We start from the raw sequence: 25775 nt of genomic DNA on the forward strand, positions 1-25775 counted from the left end.
AAAAGCCAGCCCGAGGGCTGGCTTTTTGTTGAGCTCGAAACATCCGATCAGACGTCAATATTCCCCGCCTGCAGCGCATTCGACTCGATGAAGTTACGACGCGGCTCCACTTCGTCGCCCATCAGGGTCGTGAAGATCTGGTCCGCAGCAATCGCATCCTCAATCTGCACTTTCAACAGACGACGCACGGTCGGATCCATGGTCGTCTCCCAAAGCTGCTCGGGATTCATCTCCCCCAGACCTTTATAGCGCTGCTTGGACACGCCACGCTCCGCCTCTTCACGCAGCCAACCCATGGCCCCGTGGAAGTCACGCACCGCAAACTCCTTCATGCGCTCGCCTTCACCACGGCGCACCAGTGCGCCTTCGCCCATCAGGCCCTGGAAGGTCGCGGCCGAGCTGGCCAGGGTGGCGTAGTCGGCGCTGTCGACGAAGTCGGCGTCGATCGACGTCACCTGCACGTTACCGTGGTGCATGCGCTCGATACGCAGCGCGTGCTTGCCGGACAGGTCGTCCGTACGTACCAGCACCTTGACCGCCGGGTCGTTGATGGTCTTGGCCATCGCCTGGGCCGTGGCTTCGGCGTTGTCCAGGGTCGTCATGTCGAGCGTGACGCCGGTCATGATGGCGGACAGGGCGGCGCGGTCGATCAGGCGGGTCAGGCGCATCATGATCGCGTTGGCCAGGTTGTACTGGCGTACCAGGCCGGCCAGGGCGTCGCCGCTGATCGGCTCGGCGCCGTCCTGCGGCACCAGTGCGGCGGTGTTCAGGGCAAAGTTCATCATGTAGCTGGCTTCCTCGACGTCGTCCTTGAGGTAGCGCTCGTCGCGGCCCGCCTTGACCTTGTACAGCGGCGGCTGGGCGATGTAGATGTGGCCGCGCTCGACCAGCTGCGGCATCTGGCGGTAGAACAGCGTCAGCAGCAGGGTACGGATGTGGGCGCCGTCGACGTCCGCGTCGGTCATGATGATGATGCGGTGGTAGCGCAGCTTGTCGACGTTGAATTCGTCCGGGCCGATCGAGGTGCCCAGCGTCGCGATCAGGGTCGTGATCTGCTCCGACGACAGCATCTTCTCGAAGCGCGCCTTTTCCACGTTCAGCACCTTGCCTCGCAGCGGCAGGATGGCCTGGAACTTGCGGTCGCGGCCCTGCTTGGCGGAGCCGCCTGCCGAGTCACCCTCGACGATGTACAGTTCGGCCAGCGCCGGGTCGCGTTCCTGGCAGTCGGCCAGTTTCGACGACAGGCCGAGGCCGTCCATCACGCCCTTGCGGCGGGTCAGGTCGCGCGCCTTGCGGGCGGCTTCGCGCGCGCGTGCGGCTTCGACGATCTTGCCGCAGATGATTTTCGCATCGTTCGGCTTTTCGTTCAGGAAGTCGGTGAGCGTCTTTGCCACGATCTCTTCGACCGGGCCGCGCACTTCCGACGACACGAGCTTGTCTTTGGTCTGCGACGAGAACTTCGGCTCCGGCACTTTCACGGACAGCACGCAGGTCAGGCCTTCGCGCATGTCGTCGCCCGAGATCTCGACCTTGGCCTTCTTGGCGAATTCGTTTTCGTCGATGTACTTGTTGATCACGCGCGTCATCGCCGCACGCAAACCGGTCAGGTGGGTGCCGCCGTCGCGCTGCGGGATATTGTTGGTGAAGCACAGCACCTGTTCGTTGTACGAGTCGTTCCACTGCATCGACACGTCCACCGAAATATTCGTGCCCTGGTCCGACTGGCGGTCGCCGGTGGCCTGGAACACGGTCGGGTGCAGCACGGCCTTGGCCTTGTTGATGTACTCGACGAAGCCGCGGGTGCCGCCCTCGAAGGCGAAGATTTCTTCCTTGCCGGTGCGCTGGTCGGACAGCTTGATGTTGACGCCGTTGTTCAGGAACGAGAGTTCGCGGATGCGCTTGCTCAGGATCTCGTAGTGGAACTCGACGTGCGTGAAGATTTCCTCGTCGGCCCAGAAGTGCACTTCGGTGCCGCGCTTGTCGGTGTCGCCGAGGACCTTCATCGGGGACACTTCGACGCCGTCGACGACTTCGATGATGCGGTCCATCGGCACGCCGCGCGAGAATTCCAGCTGGTGGATCTTGCCTTTCTGGCGCACGGTCACGCGCAGCAGCTTCGACAGCGCGTTCACGCACGACACGCCGACGCCGTGCAGGCCGCCGGACACTTTGTACGAGTTCTGGTTGAACTTGCCGCCGGCGTGCAGTTCGGTCAGGGCGATCTCGGTCGCCGAGCGCTTCGGCTCGTGCTTGTCGTCCATCTTGACGCCGGTCGGGATGCCGCGGCCGTTGTCGGTGATGGAGATCGAGTTGTCGGCGTGGATCGTGACGTGGATCTCGGTGCAGAAGCCGGCCAGGGCTTCGTCGATCGAGTTGTCCAGCACCTCGAACACCAGGTGGTGCAGGCCGGTGCCGTCCGAGGTGTCGCCAATGTACATGCCCGGACGCTTTCGCACGGCCTCCAGGCCTTCGAGGATCTGGATCGACGAGGCGCCGTACTCTTCCGCCTTGCTTGGCGTGGATTCCAAAACTGCTTGAGTGTTCTCGGACATGACTGCTTTCTCAAAAAACGGGTAAACCAGACCGCGGGCTCAGGCGCACGCGGTCTTCAGGCAACAAGACGATATGGGGTCGTTTGCGCCTTTTTTAAATACGCATCGGCATGACGACATATTTGAAGTCGCCATTTTCCGGAATCGACATCAGCGCCGACGAATTCGAATCGCCCAGCGCAATGTTCACCTGGTCGCACTTCAGGTTGTTCAGCACGTCCAGCAGGTAGGTGACGTTGAAACCGATGTCGATCACGTCGCCGCCGTAGTCGATTTCCAGTTCTTCCACCGCTTCTTCCTGGTCGGCGTTGGTCGAGCTGATCTTCATCGAGCCGGGCGAGATCATGCAGCGGACACCTTTGAATTTGTCGCTGGTCATGATCGCAGCGCGCTGCAGCGAGCGCAGCAGTTCTTCGCGGCTGATCGTGAAATCGTTCTTGTAGCCCTTCGGGATCACACGGGTGTAATCCGGGAACTTGCCTTCGACCAGCTTCGACACCAGTTCGATGTCGGCGAAGGTCAGTTTCACCTGCGAGGCGGCGATGTCCAGCTGGACAGGGTCGTCGCTTTCTTCCAGCAGGCGCTGCAGTTCGATGATGGTCTTGCGCGGGATGATGACTTCCTGGCGCTCGAAGGTCTGGTCGGTGGCCACCTGGGCGAAGGCCAGGCGGTGGCCGTCGGTGGCGACCGCGATCACATTGTTACCGTCCAGCACCAGCAGCAGGCCGTTCAGGTAGTAGCGGATGTCCTGCTGGGCCATCGCGAAGTGCACCATGTTGAACAGGTGCTTCAGCGTCTTCTGCGGCAGGGTGACGGAGGCGTTGTGGGTCTCGGCCACGTTCACGGTCGGGAACTCTTCCGCAGCCAGAGTCTGCAGCGCGAAGCGCGACTTGCCGCTCTGCACGGTCAGGCGCTTGTTCAGCAGGGTCAGGGTGACGTCGCCGGATTCCGGCAGCGCGCGCAGGATGTCCAGCAGCTTGCGCGCGGCGACCGTCGTGCCGGTCTCTTCAGGACCGGAGCCGATGTTGGCCAGGGTCGTGATCTGCACCTCGGTGTCGGTCGACAGGAAGGAGACGCTTTCGCCGTTCTTGCGGATGAGGATATTGGCCAGAATCGGCATAGTGTGCCGACGCTCGACAATACCACTCACGATCTGCAGTGGCCGGAGAAGCGTGTCTCGGGTGGATTTGACCAGTTGCATAAATATCCTCGGTAGTCATAGCAGAGACCGATTAACCTGGGCGCTACGGTTACTCGATCCCTCCTCATTGGTAAAAAATATATTCTGCGCAATATTTTGCCAGAGTAACCGGGAAAAATCCTCTTCAGTTTCCCATGTGGGCAGGGTAGGGTCCCCGCTCCGTTATCAGCCTTTCAGCGTCTGTTCCAGCACGTGCAATTCGTGGTTGCATTCGGCGTTCTTCTGGCGGTCCTGGGCGATCTTGCGCACCGCGTGCAGCACGGTGGTGTGGTCGCGGCCGCCGAACAGTTCGCCGATTTCCGGCAAACTCTTCTGGGTGAGCTCCTTCGCCAGGTACATCGCAATCTGGCGCGGGCGGGCGATGTTGGCCGGACGGCGCTTCGAGTACATGTCCGCCACCTTGATATTGAAGAAATCGGCCACCGTCTTCTGGATGTTTTCCACGGAAATCTGGCGGTTCTGCACCGACAGCAAGTCCTTCAAGGCTTCCTTCACCACGTCGATGGTGATGTCCTTGCCGTGGAAGCGCGAGTAGGCCAGGATCTTGCGCAGCGCGCCTTCCAGCTCGCGCACGTTCGAGCGCAGGTGTTTCGCCACGAAGAAGGCGACGTCGTCGTTCAGGACCACGCCTTCGGATTCCGCCTTCTTCATCAGGATCGCCACCCGCATTTCCAGTTCCGGCGGTTCGATCGCGACCGTCAGGCCGGAATCGAAGCGCGAGATCAGGCGGTCGTCCATGCCCGTAATCTCTTTCGGATAGGTATCCGAGGTGATGATGATCTGTTTCTTGGCCGCGATCAGCGCTTCGAACGCATAGAAAAACTCTTCCTGCGTGCGGCTTTTGCCGCCGAAGAACTGGATATCGTCGATCAGCAGCATGTCCAGCGAGTGGTAGTAATGCTTGAAATCGTCGAAACCCTTGCGCTGGTAAGCGGTCACCACGTCGCGCACGTACTGTTCGGCGTGGATGTAGCGGATGCGCGCGCCCGGCTGGTCGGCCATCACCTGGTTGCCGATCGCGTGGATCAGGTGGGTCTTACCGAGGCCGACGCCGCCGTAGAAGAACAGCGGGTTGTACGAGATGCCGGGGTTATTCGCGACCTGGATCGCGGCGGCGCGCGCCAGCTGGTTGGCCTTACCGGTCACGAAGTTCTCGAACGTCAGGTCCGGGTTGACGCGGCTCTGCTCGCGGCGCGGATTGTTGGCGATGACGTTGTCCGGCGTAATCACCGGCATTTCCGGCACGGTGCGGTCGGCCGCGGCATTCACGCCAATGGCGCCGCTGCCGTTGCTCGACGGCGCGGCAGGGGCGGACGTGGCCACCTTCTTCGGCGCGCTGTTCTTCGGATCGAGCACGAACAGCACGTCGACCGGCCGTTCCCAGTATTGGGAAGCCAGTTCCGTGATGCGGTTTGCAAACTGTGTCTTGACCCAGTCGAGCTTGAAACGGTTGGGTGCGGCGACACGCAGCTTGCCATCCTCATAATCGAGGGCGACGAGCGGTTTGATCCACGCGGTGTATTGCTGCGGTGTCAGCTCGAGTTCCAACTGCGAGGAACAGGTCTGCCAAAAGTTTTCCATACATCGACTAAGTTAAGCGTAACACTCTATTTTACCTGTCTTCTCGGAAGTTATCCACAGGCGATCCAGGATTTTTCCACTGAATCTCAACAGGTCTGGCCGTAAAAGCAACCGTTTGCGTACGGCAAGCAGATCGGGTTGCCGCCGTTGCAACGCAACAGTTGCCTTGACAGTGGACAGGCAAATGCTGTCTAATTCAGGGTTCCCCGCCCGTACGCATTGTCAACCTGACACTCGGCACACAGGCGAACTAGCTTTGCTGTGGCGTGACGCTGGCTTAACAACTGCGAAATGTCATTGGCGCAATGCTGACCTATGAGGGCTCAGCCCGATTTTGCATTTTAATTTGCTTTAAGCGAGACCACCATGAAACGTACTTACCAACCTTCCGTCGTTCGTCGCAAGCGCACGCACGGCTTCCGCGCACGCATGGCTACCCGTGGTGGCCGTCAAGTCCTGAACGCGCGCCGCGCCAAGGGCCGCAAGCGCCTGGCTGTCTAAGCCAAGCCTGCCTTTCGAATCGCGCTGCGGTCAGCCATGACAGGCGAAGGTTCGCACGACTTCGCGCGCGTTCGGCGTATCGTAAAAACGGATGAGTTTTCATCCGTTTTTCGTTTGCGCCCGGCACAAAAAACCGCGCATTTCGTGCTCTACACCCGACCGAATGCCCTGCCTCATGCGCGGCTGGGCGTCGTCGCGGCCAAACGTTTCGCCCCGCGCGCGGTCACGCGCAACACGATCAAGCGCGTCACGCGCGAACTGTTCCGTACCACGCCGCTACCCGGTATCGATTGCATCGTGCGCCTGGCGCGTCCGGTGAATACCAAGACCGGTCCGGCCACCAACACGGCCCTGAAGACGCTGCTGCACGCCGAACTGGCGAAGCTGTTTGCGTCGCAGGCGCCGCGCACGCGCAAGCCTGCGCCGCCGTCGAATACAGGGAATGCCACCGCTGCAGCTGCCGAACCGGCAGCTGCAGCTACGCCCCCGGGGTCGGGGCCGAGGCCATCATGAACCGGCTGCTCGTCTGGCTGTTGCGCGGTTACCAGTTACTGGTGTCTCCGATGCTCGGACAGAACTGCCGTTTCTATCCGAGCTGTTCCCATTACGCAGTCGAAGCGCTGCAAGTCCACGGTACCCTCCGCGGCAGCTGGCTGGCCGTGCGCCGGCTGGGCCGCTGCCATCCGTGGAACGACGGCGGCGTCGACCCGGTGCCGCCCGCCGGTACTGGTCAACACGCACCTTCATCACCAACCGCTTGCGGCTGCAAGCACTCCTGACTAAGACCTCAATGGAATTCAATAAACGTACCATTTTGTGGATCGTGTTCGCGGTCTCGTTGTTCGTCCTGTGGAACGATTGGATGGTCGCCAACGGCAAGCAATCGCTGCTGTCGAACGCGCCGCCGGCCAAGGTCGCGACCGCACCGGCCGCCCAGGGCAACAGCGTCCAGCCGAACACCGCCACCACGGCGGCCGTCCCGGGCGCCCCGGCCGCGGCACCGATCGCCACCCGCATCGTCACCGTCACGACCGACCTGTTCAAGGTCGACATCAACACCGCCGGCGGCGTGATCCAGCGCCTGGAGCTGCTGAAGTACCGCGACAAGGTCGATCAGAGCAAGAACCAGCTGCTGTTCCACGTCGACAGCGCCAACGGCCGCACCTACCTGGGCCAGACCGGCCTGACCGGCAACAGCCCGGCCGGTCCGATGCCGAGCCACAGCACCCCGTTCACCGTGCGTTCGGGTCCGACCGTCGACGCCAACGGCCAGGTGCAACTGGTGCTGGAAGCGGAGCAGGGCGGCGTGCGCCTGACCAAGACCTTCACCTTCAAGCGCGGCGACTACGTGATCGGCGTGCGCCACGACGTCGCCAACGTCGGCGCCGCCGCGGTGAACCCGGTGCTCTACCTGCAGCTGATGCATGACGGCAGCAAGCCGGAAGGCGACACCTTCTTCAACAGCAGCTACACCGGCCCGACCCTGTACACCTCGCAGGACAAGTACCAGAAGCTGACCTTCGACAAGATCGCCAAGGGCAGCGCCGAGCATTCGAAGACCGCCACCGACGGCTGGATCGCGATCTCGCAGCACTTCTTCGTCTCGGCCTTCGTGCCGCCGGAGAAGCTGCAGCGCGACATCGAAACCAAGAGCCTGGGCAACAACCTGTTCGCGATCCGCACCAACCTGCCGCTGGGTACCCTGCAGCCGGGCCAGACCGTGTCGAACGAGAGCCGCCTGTACTCGGGTCCGCAGGAAGAGAAGCTGCTGGAAGCCGTGACCCCGGGCCTGGACCTGGTGCGCGACTACGCCTGGGCCGCGATCATCGCCAAGCCGATCTTCGCCACCATGAACTGGCTGCATTCGATGATCGGCAACTGGGGCTGGACCATCATCGCCTTCACCATCCTGATCAAGCTGCTGTTCTTCCCGCTGTCGGCGGCCGGCTACCGCAGCATGGCCAAGATGAAGACGGTGACGCCGAAGATGCAGGCGATCCGCGAGCGCTTCAAGGACGATCCGGTCAAGATGCAGCAGGCCACCATGGAGCTGTACAAGTCCGAGAAGATCAACCCGCTGGGCGGCTGCCTGCCGATCCTGGTGCAGATGCCGGTGTTCCTGGCGCTGTATTGGGTGCTGCAGGCCGCGGTCGAGATGCGCGGCGCCTCGTGGGGCTGGGTCCCTGACCTGACCATGAAGGATCCGCTGTTCATCCTGCCGATCCTGTACGCGATCTCGATGTTCGTGACCCAGAAGCTGAACCCGCAGCCGGCCGATCCGATGCAGGCCAAGATGATGATGTTCATGCCGATCGCCTTCTCCGTGATCTTCCTGTTCTTCCCGGCCGGCCTGGTGCTGTACTGGGTGGCCAACAACCTGATCTCGATGGCGCAGCAGTATGTGATCACCAAGAAGTACGCGCCGGCGAAGTAGGCTGGTTCGTATTGATGGAAAAGGCCCGTGCTTGCACGGGCTTTTTTTATTCCACTACAATCCCCCCATGAAATTAGACACTTCCCCCATCGCCGCCATCGCCACCGCTCCCGGCCGCGGCGGCATCGGCGTCGTGCGCGCCTCCGGCAAGGCGCTGGCGCCCCTGATCGACGTCCTGTTTCCCGGCGTGACGCTGGCGTCGCGCCACGCCACCTATCTGCCGTTCAAGGATGCCGCCGGCGCCACTATCGACGAAGGCCTGGCGCTGTACTTCAAGGGTCCGCACTCCTACACAGGCGAAGACGTGCTCGAATTGCAGGGCCACGGCGGCCCGGTGGTGCTGCGCATGCTGCTGGCACGCGTGCTGGAAGCCGGCGCCGGGCTGGGCCTGCGCCTGGCCGAGCCGGGCGAATTCACGCGCCGCGCCTTCCTGAACGACAAGCTCGACCTCGCCCAGGCCGAAGCCGTGGCCGACCTGATCGACGCCTCCACCGAAGCAGCGGCGAAGTCGGCCACGCAGTCGCTGTCCGGCGCCTTTTCGAAAGTCGTGCACCAGCTGGTCGACCAGACCATCAACCTGCGCATGCTGGTCGAAGCCACGCTCGACTTTCCCGAAGAGGAGATCGACTTCCTGGAAAAATCGAACGCGCGCGGCCAGCTGAAGGGTATCGTCGCGTCGCTGGAAGCGGTGTTCCGCCAGGCGGCCCAGGGCGCGCTGCTGCGCGAAGGCTTGAACGTGGTGCTGGTCGGCCAGCCGAACGTCGGCAAATCCTCGCTGCTGAACGCGCTGGCCGGTGCCGACGTGGCGATCGTCACCCCGATCGCCGGCACCACGCGCGATAAAGTCACCGAGACCATCCAGGTCGAGGGTATCCCGCTGAACATCGTCGACACCGCCGGCATCCGCGCCATCGACGAGGGCATCGACGTGGTCGAACGCATCGGTATCGAGCGTACCTGGGGCGAGGTCGGCAAGGCCGACGTGATCCTGCACCTGCTCGACGCCAATCATGGCCCGGCCAAGGCCGACGAAGAGATCGTCGCCGCGTTCCCGCCGAACGTGCCAGTGGTGCGCATCTGGAACAAGATCGATCTGTCCGGGCACCAGCCGTCGCGCGACCAGAGTGCCGATGCGACCCACATCTACCTGTCGGCGCACGAGAAGACCGGCATCGACCTGCTGCGCGCGGAACTGCTGCGCATCGCCGGCTGGCAGCAGACCGGCGAGTCGCTGTACCTGGCGCGCGAGCGCCACCTGGTCGCGTTGCGGGCGGCGCGCGAGCACCTGCAGATGGCGGGCCTGCATGCGGCCCAGGACGACCAGTCGCTGGATTTGTTTGCGGAAGAGCTGCGGCTGGCGCAGGACCAGCTGTCCAGCATTACCGGGCAGTTCACGCCGGATGACTTGCTGGGAGTGATCTTCAGCCGGTTCTGTATCGGTAAATAAGCCTGCCGCCGCAGCTCAGATGTCCCGGTGCGGTCCCTCGAGCCAGGGCGCCAGCAGCGCCTGCGCCCAATCCATGAACGCCAGCGTGCGCGCCGGCACGTGGCGCCGCGACGGATAGACAAAGGCTAGCGGCATCGGCGCCGGCCGGTAATCCGGCAGCACTTCCACCAGCGAACCGTCGCGCAGGCGTTCGCGCAGGCCGGCTTCCGGCGCCTGGACCAGGCCCAGGCCGGCCAGGCAGGCCGCTTCGTAGGCCACCGTACCGTTGACGGTCAGGGCGGCGCCGACCGGCGCGCTGCGCGACTGTCCGGCCGCTTCATCGAACCATTCCCAGGCCGGCGCACTGCCGCCCAGCTGCGCGTCGTAGTGGATCACGCGATGGTGCGCCAGGTCGTCCAGCGTGCGCGGCGTGCCGTATGCGCGCAGGTAGCCGGGGCTGGCGCAGTTCAGCAGGCGGTAGCTGCCGAGCGGGCGCGCCACCAGCGAGGAATCCTGCAGGGTGCCGGCGCGCAGCACGCAATCGTAACCCTCGCGGATCACGTCGACGCGGCGGTCGGCGGTGCCGAGGTCGATCAGCAGGCGCGGATGGCGCGCCATGAATTCGCCAAGGTGCGGCAGCACGATGCGCGCCGCCATCGCCACCGACATGTCGATCCGCAGGCGGCCGCTGAGCACGTCGGCGCCGCCGCGGAACATCGAGCGCAGGGCGTCGAAGTCGGCCACCAGTTCGCGGCTGCGCGCATAGAAGGCTGCGCCTTCCTGGGTCAGCTGCACGCGGCGCGTGGTCCGCTGCAGCAGGCGCGTGCCCAGGCCGGCCTCGAGCTGGCGCACGGCGCTGGATACCGTCGCATTCGGCAGGCCGAGCTGGCGGGCGGCGCCGCTGAAGCTGTCGAGCTCCGCGACTTTCAGGAAGACCTGGATGTTGTCGAGTTCGTTCATCGGTCGCCGATTCTTCGCGGATTCTGTAAAGTCTATGCAGGATTGGCTAGTTTATTGGCAAAAGCGCGAAAAATATACTGGACGCCTCACCCATAAGGAGTCCCGACATGAACAAACGCATCGCAGTCATCACCGGCGGCAGCCGCGGCCTGGGCCGCAACATCGCGCTGCACCTGGCGCGCGCCGGCACCGATATCATCATCACCTGGCAAAGCAACGAGGCAGCCGCGCGCGCAGCCGTGGCCGAGATCGAGGCGCTTGGTTGCCGCGCCGCCGCGCTGCGGCTCGACGTGGCCGACAGCCGCGCCTTTGCCGCCTTCACCGACGCGGTGCGCACGCTGCTGGACGGCTGGGGGCGCGAGCGCTTCGACATCCTGGTCAACAACGCCGGCACCAGCCTGCACGTGCCGCTGATGGAAGTCACGGAACAGCAGTTCGACGACATCATTGCCGTCCACGTGAAGTCCGTGGTGTTCCTGACGCAGGCGCTGGTGCCGCTGCTGAACGAGGGCGGCCGCATCCTGAACATTTCCAGCGGGCTGGCGCGCGTCAGCCTGCCGGGATCCGGGGTGTACGGCGCCGCCAAGGGCGCGGTGGAAGTGCTGACGCGCTACCAGGCGCGCGAACTGGCCGAGCGCCGCATCACCGTCAACGTGCTGGCGCCGGGCGCCATCGAGACCGATTTCAGCGGTGGCCGCGTGCGCGACGATCCGGCGCTCAACCGCATGGTGGCCGGCATGACCGCGCTCGGCCGCGCCGGCCTGCCGGACGATATCGGCGGCGCGGCGGCGGCCCTGCTGGCGGAGGGCAGCGGCTGGATCACCGGCCAGCGCGTGGAAGCCTCGGGCGGCATGATGCTCTGAGAATGGATGTGCTACCCTCTGCCTGGCCGAACATGAGCAGACAGGGGAGGGCAGCATGGACAAGGTGGAACCGCACATCGCGCGGCGGCGTTTCTGCGCAGGCGCGCTGGCGCTGGCGGCAACCGGCCTGCTGGCTTCCTGCGCCGGCATCGTCGGACCGCGCCGCGTCGAGCTGAGCCAGGCGCGCCTGCAGGCCGGGCTGGAACGCCGCTTCCCGCTGCGCAACCGCATGCTCGACCTGTTCGACGTGCAGCTCACCCATCCGCAACTGGCGATCCTGTCGCAGAGCGAGCGCGTCGGCCTCACGCTCGACGCCTCGGTGGCGCCACCCTTCCTGCGCCAGTCCTGGCGCGGCACCGTCGGCCTGTCCGGACGGCTGGTGCTGGATGCGCCCCGGAATGCCGTATTCCTGACCGACGTCCGGGTCGACCGCTTCGACATCGACGGCATCGACGCCGGCCGCGCGCGCGACCTGCGCCAGGCCGCCGACCTGCTGCTGAACCAGATGGTGCGCGACATGGCGGTATATTCCTTCCACCCCGAGGACCTGCGCTATGCCGGCATGCAGTTCGTGCCGACCCGCCTCGAGACGGCGCCGGGCGCGCTGGTGGTGACCCTCGAACCTGCCCGCTAGCGCACTTTTCCGGCGCCGGCGTAGCAAATAAGAGACGCTGTGCGCACGATTGAACAGCCCGGCGCGGGCCTTGTCAATACTGCTATTATTTACCGCAATCGCATGGATGGGCGCCGCCTGGCCCGCTCCCTACGAGAGCGTGGCGCGACTGTTGTATCTGTAAACTTCGGCCCACATGCCGTTGCACAGCTATCGTAATCGGCGCACACTGAAAAGGTCTCGAAGGCCCGGCAGCACGCAATGCACAAGCGGCGCTTGCGCTTTCTCATGCACATGGTGTTCCACTGAAGTAATCTCAGCGTTACTGAGGTGTTGCCGGTAAGGGGGTAATCTTGGAAACAGTACAAGACAGTTTTCCCGACAAGAGCATGGCGGTCGAGCCGCTCGTTGCCGCGTCGCTGAACGCGGACAAGTTGGCGGTTTCAGTGCCTACCCGGCAAAGCCTGCCGCCGAAAGGCTCGTGCTGGTATTGCGAAAAACCGCTCGACAGCGTGCGCCGTTTCTGCGGCAAGCCATGCGCCGATGCCTTCGACGAGGAAGCGGAATATACCCGCTGACCGTCAGGTCCACTCCGCCAGCATTGCCAGCGCGCCGTCGAAGTCGAAGGCTTCGATCGTGTCCGCGAGCCGGCGGTAGCGTTGTTCTCCGAGTTGCGCCGCCAGCGTGCCTGCGGCTTCGCGCACCAGGTCGACGGCTTCGCCGTTGCCGTCGTCGAGCAGCGTGGCCAGTCGCCGTACGGTGTCGCTGCGCGCTCGTTTCCGTCCTTGTTTTGCACCTTGCGCGAGGCCCGCGCGTGCCTGTTCCTGCGCGGGCGGCGCCACGGCCGCGGCGGCATCGAGTTCGAGCAGCACACGATCCAGCGCCTGTTCCAGCCGCGCCAGGCGCTGCCACGCATCGCCGCCGCCGTCCGGCTGCCGCAGCACCTGTTCCAGCGCCTGCGCCGCGTGCCTGAGCGGTACCGCCTCGATCATCCCGGCCGCCCCTTTCAGCGTATGGACCAGGCGCAGCGCCTGCGGACCGTCGCCGTTGCCGAGCGCGGTGCGGATGCCGGCCGCGGTCTGGCGGTACTCGTTGCGGAAACGCGCCAGCACGCGCGCGAACAGCGCGTTATCTCCCATCAGACGCGCGATGCCGCCGGCGTGGTTCACCGCCGGGGCATGGGGATCGTCTTCGGGAGCCACCTTATGGGGCCGTCGTGAACGACCAGGTCTTGCTGACCGCGACGTCGTCGATCGTGCCGCTGAAGGTGACGTCGTAGCGGGTGTTCGCGGTCAGCGGCCCCAGCGGAATGATCGCGGCTACCGACTGGCTGGTCGTGTTGACCGGGTCGACGTCCTTGGTCAGCAGCCGGGTCTGCAGGTTGGCGCCACCGCTGCGCGGCCGCACCGTGAAGCTCTGGACCGTGAGCTTGCGCGTCAGGTTGGTGTGGACGCTGATCGGATAGCCGACCTGGTTGACGTCGGGGACCGGATCCGGTTCCTCGGAATCGCTGAGGAAATCGATCGGCACGCCGGTCTGGCCATCGAAGGGCCAGCTGGCCAGCGTGGTGGCGGGCAAGCCGGTGCCATAGCCATTGTTGGTCACGAAGTCGGCGGTGAAATACGCATAGCCGGCGGCGCCGGTGGCAGCGCCGGTGCCGACCTGCTGGAACACCGGTTCGAAGATCACGAAGCGGTGGTAAATGGCCGTGATCAGCTGCTCGGCCATGAAAAAGCCGGTCTGGTTCGAGGTGGCCGCAATCACTTCGCCGATGGCATTGGTGTTGCCGAAATTGTAGCCGGCCGCCTTGAAGCGGTCTTCCAGCGTCACGCCCGTGAAGCCCGGCTGGCCGCGCACCTGGTCGTGGGTGACGGTATTGTTGAGGCGCTGGTAATCGGAGTGGCCTTGCGCCACGCGGTCGACGGTGGTGTCTTGTGCCAGCGTCGACAGCCCGATCTGGCTGCGCCGGTAGTTGAGCCAGGCGCGGCCGTCGACGGCGATGTTCTTGGTCAGCGTCGGCGCCGAGCCATCCTGGCCCGAGAACCCGGTGGAGCCGCCATTGCCGCTGCCGCTGCCGCTGTCGGCGACGGGATCCTGCCAGCCGCACGCCACCAGCGCCCAGGCGGCGATACAGGTGGCAATGACGCTTTTTGCATGACGCAGGGTACTCATCTTGTAAACTCCTAAGGTTCGGCCTAGCGGGCGAAAGAGCCATCATTCTAGGCGAAATCGCGGATCGGTGACGCTCAGCGGCAGGGCTGGACCGAAAATGCGGGTGTGGTGCCAGCCCATGTAAAATGAGCCATTGCCCTGCCTTATCGAGCACATGTTGAAACCAAGTTCCCAGCGCCGCCTTGCGCGCGCCAAGTTCGCCCTTCCCAGTTTCGTGACCCTGCTGTCGATCGCCTGCGGCTTCGGCAGCATCGTCATCTCCGTCGACAACGCCCCGGTCGGGGATCCCGGCGATTACCGCCTGGCCGCCATCCTGCTGGTGCTGGCCGGCGTGTTCGATGCCCTCGACGGTTTCGTGGCGCGCGCCACCAACACCCAGTCCAACTTCGGCGTGCAGCTCGATTCGATCGCCGACGTGATGAATTTCGGCTGCGCGCCCGGGCTGCTGCTGTACTGCTACGGCTTCGCGCAGATGAGCGCCGCCCATCCGACCCTGGTGCGCATGGGCGGCCTGGCCTGCTTCGTGTTCGTCGCCTGCGGCGCGCTGCGCCTGGCGCGCTTCAACGTCATGGTCGGCAAGACCGATCCGCGCTACTTCGTCGGCATGCCGATCACGGCCGGTGCCGCCTGCGTGGCGTCGGTGGTGGTGGCCTGGCCGGATCCGGCGTACACGATGTTCCAGGCCTTCATGGTGATGGTGCTGATGGTGGCGGTGGGCACGCTGATGGTATCGACGGTCCGCTTCCCGAGTTCCAAGCAGCCGAAGTCGAAGGCGGTGTTCATCGGACTCGGGGTATGCGTGCTGCTGCTGGCGCTGCTGCAGACGCGCTTCTTTGCGCTGTTCTTCGTGTTTTATATCAGCGCGACGCTGCTGCTGAACATCGCCTGGAAGGGCGGCTGGACCGGCATCGCGCCGCCGCGCGTGTACGACGACGAGCCGGCCTGAATCAGGCGAATTTGTCGAACAGCGCCGCCAGATGGGCGGCGCTTTGTTTTGCCTCGTCGACGTCGGCGGCATTCCCGGTGTGGGTCACGATACTGGCCGTCAGCAGCTGCACGAACGAGCGGTCCAGCGCCTTGCGCGCCGCCGCCATCTGCTGGGCCACGGCGTCGCAGTCGGAGGGCGCGTCGGCCAGCGCCACCAGCTTCTGGATGCCGCGCAGCTGGCCTTCCACGCGCGCCAGGCGGTTGAGCAGATCCTTTTTCTGCTGCGCGCTCAGGGCGCGTCCCTCGACGATCTTCAGCGGCTCGGCCATGGCGGTGCCGTCACGCCACTTCGTGGCCGCGCGCCGCGCGCAGGATCGCGAACCAGTCCTGGCGCGCCAGCTGGAAGCCGGCGCCGGCCACCGCGACCTTGATCGCCTCGATGCGGCCGGACCCGGTCAGCGGGATCGGCCGCGATGGCAGCTGCATGATCCAGGCGAAGACCACGCTGGCGAAGGGCTGGTGCAGGCGGTCGGCGATGTCCTTGATCACCAGGCGCAGGTTTTCCGCGTTGGCGTCGTTGGCGGTGAACAGGCGGCCGCCGCCCAGCGGCGACCAGATCATCGGCGCGACGCCGAGGTCCTGCAGGCCGTCGAAGGTCTCGTCGAACATCGGCGCCACGTGCAGCGGCGAGAATTCGACCTGGTTGGTGGCCAGCTCGATGCGGCGGTTCAGCACCTCGAACTGGTGGCGGCTGAAGTTCGACACGCCGAAGTGCAGCACCTTGCCGGCCTGTTTCAGGCGCGTGAAGGCGTCGGCGATCTCGTCGAAGTCCATCAGCGGGTCCGGACGGTGGATCAGCAGCAGGTCGAGGCGGTCGGTGTGCAGCTGGCGCAGCGATTCCTCGGCGGACCCGATGATGTGGGCGGCCGTGGTGTCGTAGTGCTGGATGCCGTGCTGCGGGCGTTTATTCGACAGCAGCTTGATGCCGCACTTGCTGACCAGCTGCATGCGCGCGCGCAGCGAAGGCTGGGCGCGCAGCGCTTCGCCGAACAGGCTCTCGACGCCGTAGTTGCCGTAGATGTCGGCATGGTCGAACGAGGTCACGCCCAGCGCCAGGCACTGCTCGATGAAGGCGACGCGCTGCTCCACCGTCATGTTCCACTCCACCATGCGCCACATGCCGGTGACGACGCGGGACAGTTCGAGGCCGCCCGGACGGGTGGCGATGCGCGGGCAGGACAGGTCGCGGGGGAGGGCGTGGGTCATTGTGGTTTTTCCGAGGTTGGGATTGGCTTCATTATAGCTAAAGCAACCCCGGCAATTTTAGTTGCCATAAAAACGTCGTTCCCGCGGAGGCGAGAACCCAAGTTGGACGCATCTCGATGGCGCATGCAGAACTTGGGTTCCCGCCTGCGCGGGAACGACTATTGTTTGAAGCTGGCGGGAAGGATTACTTCATCCAGAGCCGCATCGAATCCCAGGTCTTGCCAAAGATGCTCGCTTCCGGCACTTCTTCCAGCGACACCACCGGCAGCGCCAGCAGCGGCTTGCCGTCGACCACCATCTTCAGCGTGCCGACGCGGCTGTTGCGTGCCAGCGGCGCGACCAGCGGGTCCTTGCGCTCGAGGACCGGCTTCATCTTCTGCGCCACGCCCTTCGGCACGGTCACCAGCACGTCGTTGAGGAAGCCGATCTTCACCTTCGATTGCGAACCCTTCCAGATTTCCGGCGTCTGGATGGCCTGGCCCTTCGAGTACAGCTTGACGGTGTCGAAGTTCTGGAAGCCCCAGTTCAGCAGCTTCTGGCTCTCGGCGGTGCGCAGGCCGTCCGAGGTGGCGCCGGACAGCACCGAGATCAGGCGGCGCTCGCCGGACGGGCCGTTTGGGCGATGGGCCGAGGCGATCATCGAGAAGCCCGAGGCTTCGGTGTGGCCGGTCTTCATGCCGTCCACGGTCGGGTCGATCCACAGCAGGCGGTTGCGGTTCTGCTGCTTGATCTTGTTATAGGTGAATTCCTTGACCGAGTCGATCTTGTAGAACTCGGGGAAGTCCTTGATCACGTGCGAGGCCAGGATCGACAGGTCGCGCGCGGTCGAGAAGTTGTCCGGGCTGGGCAGGCCGTGCGGGTTGGCGAAGCGGGTGTTCTTCATGCCCATGCGCTGCGCCTGCTCGTTCATCAGATGCACGAAGGTGGCTTCGTCGCCGGCGACCGCCTCGGCCAGCGCCACCGCCGCGTCGTTGCCCGACTGGACCATCAGGCCGTACAGCAGGTCGTTGATCTTGACCGGGGTGGCCGGGTCGATGAACATCTTCGAGCTGCTGCCGTCGACTTTCCAGGCGCGCACCGAAACGTTGACCATCTGGTCCAGCGTGATCTTCTTGTCGCGGATCGCGCCGAACACGACGTAGGCGGTCATGACCTTGGTCAGCGAGGCCGGTTCGATGCGCATGTCCGCATCCTGCGACGCGATGATCTGGCCGCTGGTGGCATCCAGCAGCGTCCACGAGCGGGCGGCGATTTGCGGGGCCGGCACTTGCTGTGCATGGGCGGCGGACATCAGGAGGGCGCTGGCGGCCAGGGCCGCGATTAACTTTTTCATGGGGAGCAAACGAGAAGATCAGTGAATGGCAAAGCGGGCAATGTCTTTACCGGGAGTTTCCGAAAGACATTGCCTGAGAATAAGACGCTTAATTATAGGCCAGTGATCGGCTCAAATGTCACGGCGCCACATTTGTGCGACGAGATTTTTAATGTGAACCAGCTTGCGATGGAAGAAGTGGTCGGCGCCCGGGATCACGGTGACGGGGATGTCGAGCGGGCGCGCCCAGTCGAACACCTGGGTGAGCGTGATCGTATCGTCAAGTTCGCCGTGGATCAGAATGGTGTCGGGCGGGACCGGCGGCATCGGCCACTTGCCGGCCGCGGTCCCGACCAGCACCAGGCGCTCGGCCGGGCGGCCTTGCGCTTCCAGGCGCTGCTGCAGCTGGGCCTGGACGAAGGTGCCGAACGAGAAGCCGCTCAAGGTGAACGGCAGGCCCGGGTATTCCTTCAGCATGTGCTCGAGCATGACTTCCATGTCGTCGACCTCGCCGCGGCCGTCGTCATACGTGCCCTCGGACTCGCCGACGCCGCGGAAGTTGAAGCGCGCCGTCGCGTAGCCGAGGCCGACGAAGGTGCGTGCCAGCGTCTGCGCCACCTTGTTGTCCATGGTGCCGCCGTACAGCGGGTGCGGGTGCGCCACCAGGGCGATGCCGCGCGGCTGCCCTTCCGGCTCGTCCAGCAGGCATTCCATCTTGCCGGCGTGGCCGGTCAGGTAAAACTTGTGCGAATTCTTGTTCATGTTCTGCCGGCTCGCGTCAGATCTTGAGGCGCTCGACGACCTCGCCCTTGACGATGTGGCGGTCGATGATCTCGTCGATGTCCGAATTGTCGACGTAGGTGTACCAGGTACCCTGCGGGTAGACCACGATGACCGGGCCTTCCTCGCAACGGTCCATGCAGCCGCCCTTGTTGATGCGCACCTTGCCGGGGGCGCTCAGGCCGAGTGCCTTGATGCGCGACTTGGCGTGCTTCTGCGCTTCCAGGGCGCCGTGCTTGCCGCAGCTGTCGCGGCAATCCTTGCCTTCGCGTTCATTCATGCAGAAGAACACGTGATGTTCGTAGAAAGGTTTGTCGTTGGTGTCCATGGGAGTATCCATTCGATTGCTGGTATCGGTCATATGATACGCGCAACTCACTGACGGTTCAGGCGATGCGAAGGCAGCAGCAGGAACCAGAGCGCGAAAATCGGCCATGCCATGCCCAGGAACTGGGCGGCGCCATTAAAGTTCAGGAATTTACCCTGCTGCCAGGCCTGGATCGTCGAGACGAAATACGGGTTGGCGGGGATCGTGTTCACCACGATCAGCGACAGCACCAGCGTTACCACCGCCAGGCGGCGCTGCGCCACCTGCGGCGCAAAGGCGAGGCCGGCCAGCATGATCAGGCCGATCAGGAAGCCGCCCTCGGCGCCCGGCGTCAGCCAGAGGAAGGCATTGTCGGGCGCGAAGAACAGCGAGCTGGCCAGCGTCTTGACGACCACGCCGGCCGCCAGCAGCGCCAGGATCAGCAGCATGCGCGGGGCGCCGCGCCGGGTCAGGCACATCAGGGTCAGTGCCGCGCCAGTCATGCCGCAGGCGGTGATGATGGTCTCGGACAGCCAGTACTGCTCGACCGACATGATGGAATCGCCGCGCAGCAGGGTCACCAGGTCGATGTCGGTGTCGAGCCAGTCGGACAGCCATTCCGACAGCAGCGGCAGCACCTGGCCGTTGCCGAACAAATAACCCTGCGGGTAGACCTGGGCCAGCGGCCACAGCGCCACCAGCACCAGGCCCTGGCTGGCGTAGGGCGAGAACCAGCGCCGCCGTAGCCGGTACAGGCGGCTCTCGTCGAGCAGCATGGAAGCGAAATAGGCGCCGACGAAGGCGCCTGCCAGGCAGCCGCCGGCATTGGTCAGCAGGTCGAGGTTCGAGGGCACGCGGCTGGGCAGGTAGTTCTGCACGGTTTCCATGGTGCCCGACACCAGCAGGCCGGCGACGCCGGTCAGCAGCACCGCCCAGATGCCGCGCACCGCCGGATACATGGACAGCATGAACAGCACGCCGAGCGGCATGTAGCCGACGATGTTGACCATGACGTCGAAGCCGGTCCAGTAGCGCTGCGGCTGCAGGTTCAGGAAGGCGAACGGCGACAGCCCGCTGCTGCGCCATCCCGAGAACGGGAACCAGCTGGCGTAGACGATCAGCAGCAGGTAGGCCAGCAGGGCCGCACGCGCCACCGGAGAGGCGCGCGGCCCGGCGTCGTCTTCCGTCGCGGTCATCGGCGTTGCAGGTTCAGCGTGCCGAGCCAGCCGGTGATGTCGGCTGCGATGGCGTCGGTGCTGGCGGCCAGCGCGCGGGCGCCGCCGGCGGCGTCCAGCGTCGTGGCCGGGGTGGTGCGGATGAAACTCTTCTGGTCGACCAGGGTATGGCCCTGGAACAGCGAGGCGCGCACCGCCACCACGCCCTGGCTCTGGGTGGCGCTCGAAAAGTCGTGGACGAAGTCGTCGACGTCGACGCGCAGGATCGGCACGCCCAGCGACGCGTCGGACTCGGACAGCACCTTGGCGCCGGCCTGGCCCATGCGGGTTTTCAGGCGCTGGGTCATCATCTGCAGCGGATTCGCGGTCCAGCGGCTGTTGGCGTAGGTACGCGCCTGCAGCGCGTCGGCGTAGCTCAGGCGGTAGAACATGCGCTCGCTGTCCAGCGCGCTGGAGCCGGTGACGTCGGTGACGACCAGTGCGCCCAGAGTGGACTGCGCCGTCTGCGTGTTCGGGGTGGCCGGGCCGAAATCGAACTGGGTGGTCGGCTGGCCCTTGTTCGAGGCGCAGCCGGACAGGGACAGCACGAAGGCGAGGGCGCAGGCGGCCAGCTTGTTATTGGTCTTGCGTGGAGTCGGATGCAGGGTCACGGGTTGCCTCATCTTCATTTGGTCGGGGGCACGAAGCCGGGCTCGCCGGGGCCGGGTGTGGCGGTCGGGGCGCCGAACAGGATGCTCTGCGGGCGGTCGCCGAGGTTGGTCACGGTGCGGCGCACGGCGCGCAGCGAGGTCTTGGCTTCGTCGGTCATCTCGACCACGTGCGGCAGCGTGTGCAGCTCGAGGTCGGCCGTCACGCCGCCGAGCGACTCGATGGCGGCGCTGGCGCGTTCGACCGGGCCGCCCGGCGCCTGCAGGCCGGTGGCCAGGCGGTCGTAGTTCTGCACGGTGCGGTTGGCGTTGGCGGCCAGGTCGTTCACCGAGCCCATGGTCTGGTCGAGCTTGTTGGTGATGGCGGGCAGGCGCGCCAGGGCCGGCTGCAGCTGCTTCGGGATCTCGCCGTAGGCTTCGGCTGCCTTGCTGATGTGGTCGATGGCACCGGTCAGCTTGTCCTGGTTCTCGGTGCTGAGGATGTTGTTCAGGCCATCGGTGATGCGTTCGGTCTTTTCCAGGATCGCCAGGCCGCGCTTTTCCAGCTGGTCGAGCAGGCCGGCGCGCAGCGGTATGCGCTGCACGTGCTGCGGGTCGCTCGCCAGTAACGGCGAGCCGGTGCGGTCGTCGTCGAGCTGGATGAAGGCGATGCCGGTCACGCCCTGGTAGCCGAGCGACGCGAAGGTGGTGGTGGTGACCGGCGCGCCTTCCTCGATCGACAGCTTGATCAGGATCTGGCCGGTCACGCGCGGGTCGAAAATGATCTCGTCGACGCGCCCGACCTCGAGGCCGCGGTAGCGCACCGTCGCCTGCGGGTTCAGGCCGGGGATGGTCTGGGTGGTGACGATCTCGTAGGGGTGGACTTCGGTGCGGTCGCGGTTCAGCCACAGGCCGACCAGGATGGCGGCCACCAGCAGGGCCACCGTGAAGAAGCCGGTCATCAGGGCGTACGATCTGTTTTCCATGTCAGTCTTCCGTATCCTTTCGCGCATAGCGTTCTTCGAGCACTTCCAGCGCCCGCTGGCCGCGGGGGCCGAGGAAAAATTGTTTGATGAAGGGATGCTGGACCCGCAGCACGTCGCAGGCCGGGCCGACCGCGAGCACGTGCTTCTCGGCCAGCACCGCGATGCGCGACGACAGCGCGAACAGGCTGTCGAGGTCGTGGGTCACCATCACCACGGTCAGTTTCAGCTCGCTGTGCAAGGTCTGGATCAGTTCGACGAAGGTGTCGGACAGGTCGGGGTCGAGGCCGGCCGTCGGCTCGTCGAGGAACAGCAGCTGCGGCTCGAGCGCCAGCGCGCGCGCCAGGGCGGCGCGCTTGATCATGCCGCCGGACAGGTCGGCCGGCATCTTGTTGATGTCGCCCGCGCCGAGCCCCACCATGTCCATCTTGAGCAGGACCGCGTCGCGGATCACGGCTTCGGGCAGCGATTTCAGTTCGCGCAGCGGCAGGGCGATGTTGTCGAACACCGTCAGCGCCGAATACAGCGCGCCCTGCTGGAACAGCATGCCCCAGTGGTTGCGCATGCGCTGCAGCTGTGCCGGGCTGGCGCTGCTGACGTCCTCGCCGAACACCTTGACGGTGCCGCTGCTGGGACGTTCCAGGCCCAGCATCTGGCGCAGCAGCACGGTCTTGCCGGTGCCGGACCCGCCGACGATGGACAGGATCTCCCCTGCGTAAATATCCAGGTTGAGGTCCTGGTGCACCACGGTGCGGCCGAAGCGCGTCCACAGGTTGCGGATCTGGACCACCGGCGGGCCGACGTCTTCGTCGGGCCGGGCGTTCAATCGTTGCGGCGGACGTTGCTTGACCTTGTCCATCAGCTGAACCCCACGCTGGAGAAGACGATCGCGAACACGGCGTTGGCCATGATGACGACGGTGATCGCGGTGACGACCGCGGTGGTGGTGCCGCGTCCCAGGCTTTCGGTGTTCGGCTTGATGCGCAGGCCGAAGTGGCAGGACACCAGCGCGATCAGGGTGCCGAACACCACGCCCTTGCCGAGACCGATCCCGTAGTTCACGATCGGCACGGCGGAAGGCAGCTTCTGCACGAAGTAGCGCAGCGACAAACCCAGCTCGAACTTGGCCGCCAGCATGCCGCCCAGCAGGGCCATGGCATCGGTCCAGACCACCAGCAGCGGCATCGCCACGGCCAGGGCCAGGATCTTCGGCATGATCAGGCGGTAGCCGTGCGAGATGCCCATCACCAGCATCGCATCGAGTTCCTCGGTCACCCGCATCACGCCCAGCTGGGCGGTGATCGAGGAGCCGGATCGGCCCGCCACCAGGATCGCGGCCAGCAGCGGACCGAGTTCGCGGATGACGGCCATGCCGAGGATGTTGACCAGGAAGATATCGCCGCCGAACATGCGCAGCTGCTGCGCCGACAGGTAGGAGAGCACGATCCCGATCAGGAAGCCGACCAGCGCGGTGATGCCGAGCGCCTGGAAGCCGGAATGGTAGATATTGGCCGAGATCTCGCGCCAGGGGCCGGTGACCGGATGGCGGATGAAGCGGAACAGGTCCTGCACCACTTGGCCGATCAGCAGGATCACGCTTTTCAGGTGTTCGAACAGCGACAGCACGCTGGCGCCCAGGGCGATGATCCAGCCCAGGGGACTGGAGCGGGTACGCGGGTAGCTGAGGTGGCTGGCGTCCTCGAGGCGCGCGAACAGTTCCTCTTGGCGCGGATCGAGGGTCAGGCGGTTGGGCCGGCGCTTGCCCCAGGCGGTCCAGAACATCTGGGCGCCGATGTGGTCAAGGCTGCTGATCCCGGACAGGTCCCACACCAGTTGCGGCTGGTCCTTGAGTGTGCCGAGCATCTTGTTGATGCCCTTGAGGGCGCCGCGATCGCTCAGCGCGTGCACCTGCCATACGCCGCGCGCCACCACGGATTGCTCCTTGGTGGACTCTGGATGTTCGATGGTTAATGTTGGCGCATTTTCAATCCGCATTGCGGCAGTGTAAAAGAGATTCGGGATGGCTGCCACCGGGGTGGCGCTAGCGTGCTCAGGCTGCGAGGTGGCGGACCTGGCGCTCGGGGGCCGCGGCCGGCTTTTGCTTGTCCTTGTTGTCAGCTTTGTCTGCGGCCTTGTCGACATTGCCGGCATAGTCGCTGGCCAGCAGGGCGGCCGCGTCAGGCTGGGTCATGCCTTTCAATTGCAGCCATTCCTGTACCAGCTTCGCCAGGCGCTCGAGGGCGATGCGGTGGGTAGCGTCGGTCCGGGTGTAGATCCAGTCCGCGAAGGCCATGAAGTTGGCGAAGGGAGCGTCACCAAGGATGGCCTTGACCGTGTGCGCAAAGCGGCCCGAGTTCGCCACCAGGTCCCAGTAGCGGGCAAAGCGCACCAGGCGCTGCATGGTGCCGAAGTCGATGCGGTCGGTCGCCAGCACGGTGTAGGGCGGATAGGGATCGAACACCATCTTGTAAGGCACGGTATGGCGGATGATCGGCGTGCCGCGCAGGCGCTTGAGGATGCCGAACTGGATCTCGTGCGGGTTCAGCGCGACCAGCTTGTCGAAGCCGGCGGCAAAACTGTCGACATCTTCGCCCGGCAGGCCGGCAATCAGGTCGACGTGCAGGTGGGCGTGCGAGTGCTCGGTCAGCCAGCGGATGTTGTCGGCCGCCTTGGCATTGTCCTGGCGCCGGCTCACCAGGGCCTGCACCTCCGGATTGAAGCTCTGGATGCCGATCTCGAACTGCAGGGCGCCCGGCGGGAACTGGGCGATGGTGCTCTTCAACGCATCGGGCAGGTGGTCGGGGACCAGCTCGAAGTGGGCATAGACCGGATCGTCGGGGTGGGCCGCCAGCTTGTCGAGGAAGAACTGCATGATCTTCAGGCTGGTCTTGACGTTCAGGTTGAAGGTGCGGTCGACGAACTTGAACAGACGTGCGCCACGCTGGTAGAGGCTTTCCATCTCGGCCAGGAAGCTCTCCAGGCCGAACGGCCAGGCCGTCTTGTCCAGCGAAGACAGGCAGAATTCGCACTTGAACGGGCAGCCGCGCGAGGCTTCCACGTAGATCGTGCGGTGCGCGATGTCCTCGTTACTATATAGAGAGTAGGGCAGGGCGATGTCGGCCATGGGCGGCTGGACGCCGGCGTGGACTTTCATCAGCGGTTTCGGACCGTTGATGATCTCGCCGCACAACTTGGGGAAGGTGATGTCGCCCCAGCCGGTGACGACGTAGTCGGCCAGGCGCACGATCTCCTGGTCGCCGGTCTCGTACGAGACCTCGGGGCCGCCCAGGACCACCGTCACCTCGGGTGCCACGCGCTTGAGCATGGCAACCACCCTGGCGGTCTCCTCCACATTCCATATATAGACACCGAAACCGACGATACGCGGCTTTTTGTTAAGCAGGCGTTCCACCACTTCAGTGGTCTTCGCACCGATCACGAATTCCATCAGTGACGTCTGTTCCTGCAGCGCACCCATATTGGCGAGCAGGTAGCGCAGGCCGAGCGAAGCGTGGGCATAGCGTGCGTTGAGAGTGGAGAGCAGGATCGTCATGGCGGGCTTGATGGCGTCGGCAAAAGCAAAGCGGGCATTGTACGCGCGGGTGAGGGCTCTTGCAGCGTTCTCCCGGCTTTGCTATCATGCTTTCCCTCGTCGCAAACGACGGCTTCTTGCACCATCGAAGCTGCTTGCAATGAGGATCGTGTCTAAAAGCCACGAGGCAAAAAAGAAGTTGACGAATTAAGCTGAACACTGCATACTCTCGCTTCTCTGCTGCTGACAAACAAAACGATTTGTCGCTAGTGGCAAGGCAGTACCGAATAAGTTCTTTAAAAATTAACAGTCGATAAGTGTGGGCGTTTGATGAAGGTGCCAGCTGACTAGTTCAGCTGATTACTTAAATTATCAAATGTTCACAAAAAGTATAACGTTGCTCAGCAATGAGTAACGGTCAGTATTTTGAGTGAGCGACCCGGTAGCAATACCGGTGACTCGAAAGAGTCAACAAACAGAGATTAAACTGAAGAGTTTGATCCTGGCTCAGATTGAACGCTGGCGGCATGCTTTACACATGCAAGTCGAACGGCAGCGCGGGGC

At 64.5% G+C, this 25775-nt stretch carries 26 protein-coding genes and 1 rRNA gene; 10 read left to right on the top strand and 17 right to left on the bottom strand.

Going from position 1 to position 25775, the window contains the following annotated elements; genetic code table 11:
• Window positions 1-47: 47 nt before the first annotated feature.
• The 3 genes from gyrB to dnaA form a co-directional block, all read right to left on the bottom strand.
• Window positions 48-2552, bottom strand: a complete 2505-nt coding sequence (gyrB, locus tag FBX97_RS23070; protein ID WP_141836984.1) for a DNA topoisomerase (ATP-hydrolyzing) subunit B — start codon at window positions 2550-2552, stop codon at window positions 48-50.
• A 94-nt stretch (window positions 2553-2646) separates the two neighbouring features.
• Window positions 2647-3753: a DNA polymerase III subunit beta gene (dnaN, locus tag FBX97_RS23075; protein ID WP_141836986.1), complete on the bottom strand. Its 1107-nt coding sequence runs from the start codon at window positions 3751-3753 to the stop codon at window positions 2647-2649.
• 165 nt (window positions 3754-3918) lie between these two features.
• Complete coding sequence (dnaA, locus tag FBX97_RS23080) at window positions 3919-5334, bottom strand: chromosomal replication initiator protein DnaA (RefSeq protein ID WP_141836988.1); 1416 nt, start codon at window positions 5332-5334, stop codon at window positions 3919-3921.
• Window positions 5335-5700: 366 nt separating this feature from the next.
• Here dnaA and rpmH point away from each other — a divergent pair, with 366 nt between their 5' ends.
• The 5 genes from rpmH to mnmE all read left to right on the top strand — a co-directional run bounded on the left by rpmH (window position 5701) and on the right by mnmE (window position 9716).
• Window positions 5701-5835, top strand: coding sequence for a 50S ribosomal protein L34 (gene rpmH, locus FBX97_RS23085; RefSeq protein ID WP_040378179.1), 135 nt, complete (start codon window positions 5701-5703; stop codon window positions 5833-5835).
• A gap of 36 nt (window positions 5836-5871) precedes the next feature.
• Entirely contained in the window at window positions 5872-6348 is a 477-nt protein-coding gene (gene rnpA / locus FBX97_RS23090) for a ribonuclease P protein component (RefSeq protein WP_141836990.1), read from the top strand.
• Window positions 6345-6614 (top strand): membrane protein insertion efficiency factor YidD, encoded by a 270-nt coding sequence (gene yidD / locus FBX97_RS23095; RefSeq protein WP_141836992.1) that lies wholly within the window; start codon window positions 6345-6347, stop codon window positions 6612-6614. Before rnpA ends, yidD begins: the two co-directional genes overlap by 4 nt.
• A gap of 11 nt (window positions 6615-6625) precedes the next feature.
• The gene (yidC, locus tag FBX97_RS23100) at window positions 6626-8269 is read left to right on the top strand and encodes a membrane protein insertase YidC (protein WP_141836994.1); all 1644 of its coding nucleotides are present in this window, start codon (window positions 6626-6628) and stop codon (window positions 8267-8269) included.
• A gap of 67 nt (window positions 8270-8336) precedes the next feature.
• Complete coding sequence (gene mnmE / locus FBX97_RS23105) at window positions 8337-9716, top strand: tRNA uridine-5-carboxymethylaminomethyl(34) synthesis GTPase MnmE (RefSeq protein ID WP_141836996.1); 1380 nt, start codon at window positions 8337-8339, stop codon at window positions 9714-9716.
• A 15-nt stretch (window positions 9717-9731) separates the two neighbouring features.
• Here the strand turns inward: mnmE and FBX97_RS23110 are convergent, their stop codons facing one another.
• Window positions 9732-10655 carry a LysR family transcriptional regulator gene (locus FBX97_RS23110; protein WP_141836998.1) on the bottom strand — a complete coding sequence of 308 codons (924 nt, stop codon included), beginning with the start codon at window positions 10653-10655 and terminating at the stop codon, window positions 9732-9734.
• Window positions 10656-10762: 107 nt separating this feature from the next.
• On the opposite strand from FBX97_RS23110, the gene FBX97_RS23115 reads away from it, so the two are divergent.
• From FBX97_RS23115 to FBX97_RS23125, 3 genes are all read left to right on the top strand, one after another.
• Window positions 10763-11518: an SDR family NAD(P)-dependent oxidoreductase gene (locus FBX97_RS23115; protein ID WP_141837000.1), complete on the top strand. Its 756-nt coding sequence runs from the start codon at window positions 10763-10765 to the stop codon at window positions 11516-11518.
• A gap of 55 nt (window positions 11519-11573) precedes the next feature.
• Window positions 11574-12152 (top strand): DUF1439 domain-containing protein, encoded by a 579-nt coding sequence (locus FBX97_RS23120; RefSeq protein ID WP_141837003.1) that lies wholly within the window; start codon window positions 11574-11576, stop codon window positions 12150-12152.
• A 368-nt stretch (window positions 12153-12520) separates the two neighbouring features.
• A complete protein-coding gene (locus FBX97_RS23125) occupies window positions 12521-12709 on the top strand; it encodes a hypothetical protein (protein WP_141837004.1) in 189 nt (62 codons plus the stop codon).
• Between the two features lie 3 nt (window positions 12710-12712).
• Here FBX97_RS23125 and FBX97_RS23130 read toward each other — a convergent pair whose 3' ends face one another.
• Window positions 12713-13333: an Hpt domain-containing protein gene (locus tag FBX97_RS23130; RefSeq protein ID WP_141837006.1), complete on the bottom strand. Its 621-nt coding sequence runs from the start codon at window positions 13331-13333 to the stop codon at window positions 12713-12715.
• A 1-nt stretch (window position 13334) separates the two neighbouring features.
• Window positions 13335-14303 (bottom strand): CAP domain-containing protein, encoded by a 969-nt coding sequence (locus FBX97_RS23135; RefSeq protein ID WP_141837007.1) that lies wholly within the window; start codon window positions 14301-14303, stop codon window positions 13335-13337.
• A gap of 154 nt (window positions 14304-14457) precedes the next feature.
• On the opposite strand from FBX97_RS23135, the gene pssA reads away from it, so the two are divergent.
• Window positions 14458-15249, top strand: coding sequence for a CDP-diacylglycerol--serine O-phosphatidyltransferase (gene pssA / locus FBX97_RS23140; protein WP_185748700.1), 792 nt, complete (start codon window positions 14458-14460; stop codon window positions 15247-15249).
• Window position 15250: 1 nt separating this feature from the next.
• On the opposite strand, the gene FBX97_RS23145 is transcribed toward pssA, so the two are convergent.
• The 11 genes from FBX97_RS23145 to FBX97_RS23195 all read right to left on the bottom strand — a co-directional run bounded on the left by FBX97_RS23145 (window position 15251) and on the right by FBX97_RS23195 (window position 25232).
• Window positions 15251-15559, bottom strand: a complete 309-nt coding sequence (locus FBX97_RS23145; RefSeq protein WP_141837009.1) for a metal-sensitive transcriptional regulator — start codon at window positions 15557-15559, stop codon at window positions 15251-15253.
• Between the two features lie 10 nt (window positions 15560-15569).
• Window positions 15570-16496: an aldo/keto reductase family oxidoreductase gene (locus FBX97_RS23150; RefSeq protein ID WP_141837011.1), complete on the bottom strand. Its 927-nt coding sequence runs from the start codon at window positions 16494-16496 to the stop codon at window positions 15570-15572.
• A 184-nt stretch (window positions 16497-16680) separates the two neighbouring features.
• On the bottom strand, window positions 16681-17829 hold the full coding sequence (locus tag FBX97_RS23155; RefSeq protein WP_141837013.1) for a D-alanyl-D-alanine carboxypeptidase family protein: 1149 nt from the start codon (window positions 17827-17829) through the stop codon (window positions 16681-16683).
• A gap of 111 nt (window positions 17830-17940) precedes the next feature.
• A complete protein-coding gene (locus FBX97_RS23160; RefSeq protein WP_141837015.1) occupies window positions 17941-18570 on the bottom strand; it encodes an alpha/beta hydrolase in 630 nt (209 codons plus the stop codon).
• A gap of 16 nt (window positions 18571-18586) precedes the next feature.
• The gene (locus FBX97_RS23165; protein WP_141837017.1) at window positions 18587-18916 is read right to left on the bottom strand and encodes a ferredoxin; all 330 of its coding nucleotides are present in this window, start codon (window positions 18914-18916) and stop codon (window positions 18587-18589) included.
• 47 nt (window positions 18917-18963) lie between these two features.
• Complete coding sequence (locus FBX97_RS23170; protein ID WP_141837019.1) at window positions 18964-20091, bottom strand: VanZ family protein; 1128 nt, start codon at window positions 20089-20091, stop codon at window positions 18964-18966.
• Window positions 20088-20732: an ABC-type transport auxiliary lipoprotein family protein gene (locus tag FBX97_RS23175; protein WP_141837021.1), complete on the bottom strand. Its 645-nt coding sequence runs from the start codon at window positions 20730-20732 to the stop codon at window positions 20088-20090. Before FBX97_RS23175 ends, FBX97_RS23170 begins: the two co-directional genes overlap by 4 nt.
• Window positions 20733-20734: 2 nt before the next feature.
• Entirely contained in the window at window positions 20735-21682 is a 948-nt protein-coding gene (locus FBX97_RS23180; protein WP_141837023.1) for an MlaD family protein, read from the bottom strand.
• A gap of 1 nt (window position 21683) precedes the next feature.
• Window positions 21684-22538 carry an ABC transporter ATP-binding protein gene (locus tag FBX97_RS23185; RefSeq protein ID WP_141837025.1) on the bottom strand — a complete coding sequence of 285 codons (855 nt, stop codon included), beginning with the start codon at window positions 22536-22538 and terminating at the stop codon, window positions 21684-21686.
• Window positions 22538-23674: an ABC transporter permease gene (locus tag FBX97_RS23190; RefSeq protein ID WP_141837027.1), complete on the bottom strand. Its 1137-nt coding sequence runs from the start codon at window positions 23672-23674 to the stop codon at window positions 22538-22540. The genes FBX97_RS23185 and FBX97_RS23190 overlap by 1 nt, the downstream gene beginning before the upstream one ends.
• A gap of 55 nt (window positions 23675-23729) precedes the next feature.
• Window positions 23730-25232: a B12-binding domain-containing radical SAM protein gene (locus FBX97_RS23195; protein ID WP_141837029.1), complete on the bottom strand. Its 1503-nt coding sequence runs from the start codon at window positions 25230-25232 to the stop codon at window positions 23730-23732.
• 463 nt (window positions 25233-25695) lie between these two features.
• Here FBX97_RS23195 and FBX97_RS23200 point away from each other — a divergent pair.
• Window positions 25696-25775 (top strand): 16S ribosomal RNA (locus tag FBX97_RS23200); the annotation flags it as partial.

The sequence above is a fragment of the Herbaspirillum sp. SJZ107 genome (genome assembly GCF_006715485.1).
Classification (GTDB): Bacteria; Pseudomonadota; Gammaproteobacteria; order Burkholderiales; family Burkholderiaceae_D; genus Telluria.

Bases quoted from the DNA above. Each gene is read 5' to 3' on its own strand.
- gyrB (WP_141836984.1), bottom strand. From the start codon at position 2,552: ATGTCCGAGAACACTCAAGCAGTTTTGGAATCCACGCCAAGCAAGGCG.
- dnaN (WP_141836986.1), bottom strand. From the start codon at position 3,753: ATGCAACTGGTCAAATCCACCCGAGACACGCTTCTCCGGCCACTGCAG.
- dnaA (WP_141836988.1), bottom strand. From the start codon at position 5,334: ATGGAAAACTTTTGGCAGACCTGTTCCTCGCAGTTGGAACTCGAGCTG.
- rpmH (WP_040378179.1), top strand. From the start codon at position 5,701: ATGAAACGTACTTACCAACCTTCCGTCGTTCGTCGCAAGCGCACGCAC.
- rnpA (WP_141836990.1), top strand. From the start codon at position 5,872: ATGACAGGCGAAGGTTCGCACGACTTCGCGCGCGTTCGGCGTATCGTA.
- yidD (WP_141836992.1), top strand. From the start codon at position 6,345: ATGAACCGGCTGCTCGTCTGGCTGTTGCGCGGTTACCAGTTACTGGTG.
- yidC (WP_141836994.1), top strand. From the start codon at position 6,626: ATGGAATTCAATAAACGTACCATTTTGTGGATCGTGTTCGCGGTCTCG.
- mnmE (WP_141836996.1), top strand. From the start codon at position 8,337: ATGAAATTAGACACTTCCCCCATCGCCGCCATCGCCACCGCTCCCGGC.
- FBX97_RS23110 (WP_141836998.1), bottom strand. From the start codon at position 10,655: ATGAACGAACTCGACAACATCCAGGTCTTCCTGAAAGTCGCGGAGCTC.
- FBX97_RS23115 (WP_141837000.1), top strand. From the start codon at position 10,763: ATGAACAAACGCATCGCAGTCATCACCGGCGGCAGCCGCGGCCTGGGC.
- FBX97_RS23120 (WP_141837003.1), top strand. From the start codon at position 11,574: ATGGACAAGGTGGAACCGCACATCGCGCGGCGGCGTTTCTGCGCAGGC.
- FBX97_RS23125 (WP_141837004.1), top strand. From the start codon at position 12,521: ATGGCGGTCGAGCCGCTCGTTGCCGCGTCGCTGAACGCGGACAAGTTG.
- FBX97_RS23135 (WP_141837007.1), bottom strand. From the start codon at position 14,303: ATGAGTACCCTGCGTCATGCAAAAAGCGTCATTGCCACCTGTATCGCC.
- pssA (WP_185748700.1), top strand. From the start codon at position 14,458: ATGTTGAAACCAAGTTCCCAGCGCCGCCTTGCGCGCGCCAAGTTCGCC.
- FBX97_RS23145 (WP_141837009.1), bottom strand. From the start codon at position 15,559: ATGGCCGAGCCGCTGAAGATCGTCGAGGGACGCGCCCTGAGCGCGCAG.
- FBX97_RS23150 (WP_141837011.1), bottom strand. From the start codon at position 16,496: ATGACCCACGCCCTCCCCCGCGACCTGTCCTGCCCGCGCATCGCCACC.
- FBX97_RS23155 (WP_141837013.1), bottom strand. From the start codon at position 17,829: ATGAAAAAGTTAATCGCGGCCCTGGCCGCCAGCGCCCTCCTGATGTCC.
- FBX97_RS23160 (WP_141837015.1), bottom strand. From the start codon at position 18,570: ATGAACAAGAATTCGCACAAGTTTTACCTGACCGGCCACGCCGGCAAG.
- FBX97_RS23165 (WP_141837017.1), bottom strand. From the start codon at position 18,916: ATGGACACCAACGACAAACCTTTCTACGAACATCACGTGTTCTTCTGC.
- FBX97_RS23170 (WP_141837019.1), bottom strand. From the start codon at position 20,091: ATGACCGCGACGGAAGACGACGCCGGGCCGCGCGCCTCTCCGGTGGCG.
- FBX97_RS23175 (WP_141837021.1), bottom strand. From the start codon at position 20,732: ATGAGGCAACCCGTGACCCTGCATCCGACTCCACGCAAGACCAATAAC.
- FBX97_RS23180 (WP_141837023.1), bottom strand. From the start codon at position 21,682: ATGGAAAACAGATCGTACGCCCTGATGACCGGCTTCTTCACGGTGGCC.
- FBX97_RS23185 (WP_141837025.1), bottom strand. From the start codon at position 22,538: ATGGACAAGGTCAAGCAACGTCCGCCGCAACGATTGAACGCCCGGCCC.
- FBX97_RS23190 (WP_141837027.1), bottom strand. From the start codon at position 23,674: ATGCGGATTGAAAATGCGCCAACATTAACCATCGAACATCCAGAGTCC.
- FBX97_RS23195 (WP_141837029.1), bottom strand. From the start codon at position 25,232: ATGACGATCCTGCTCTCCACTCTCAACGCACGCTATGCCCACGCTTCG.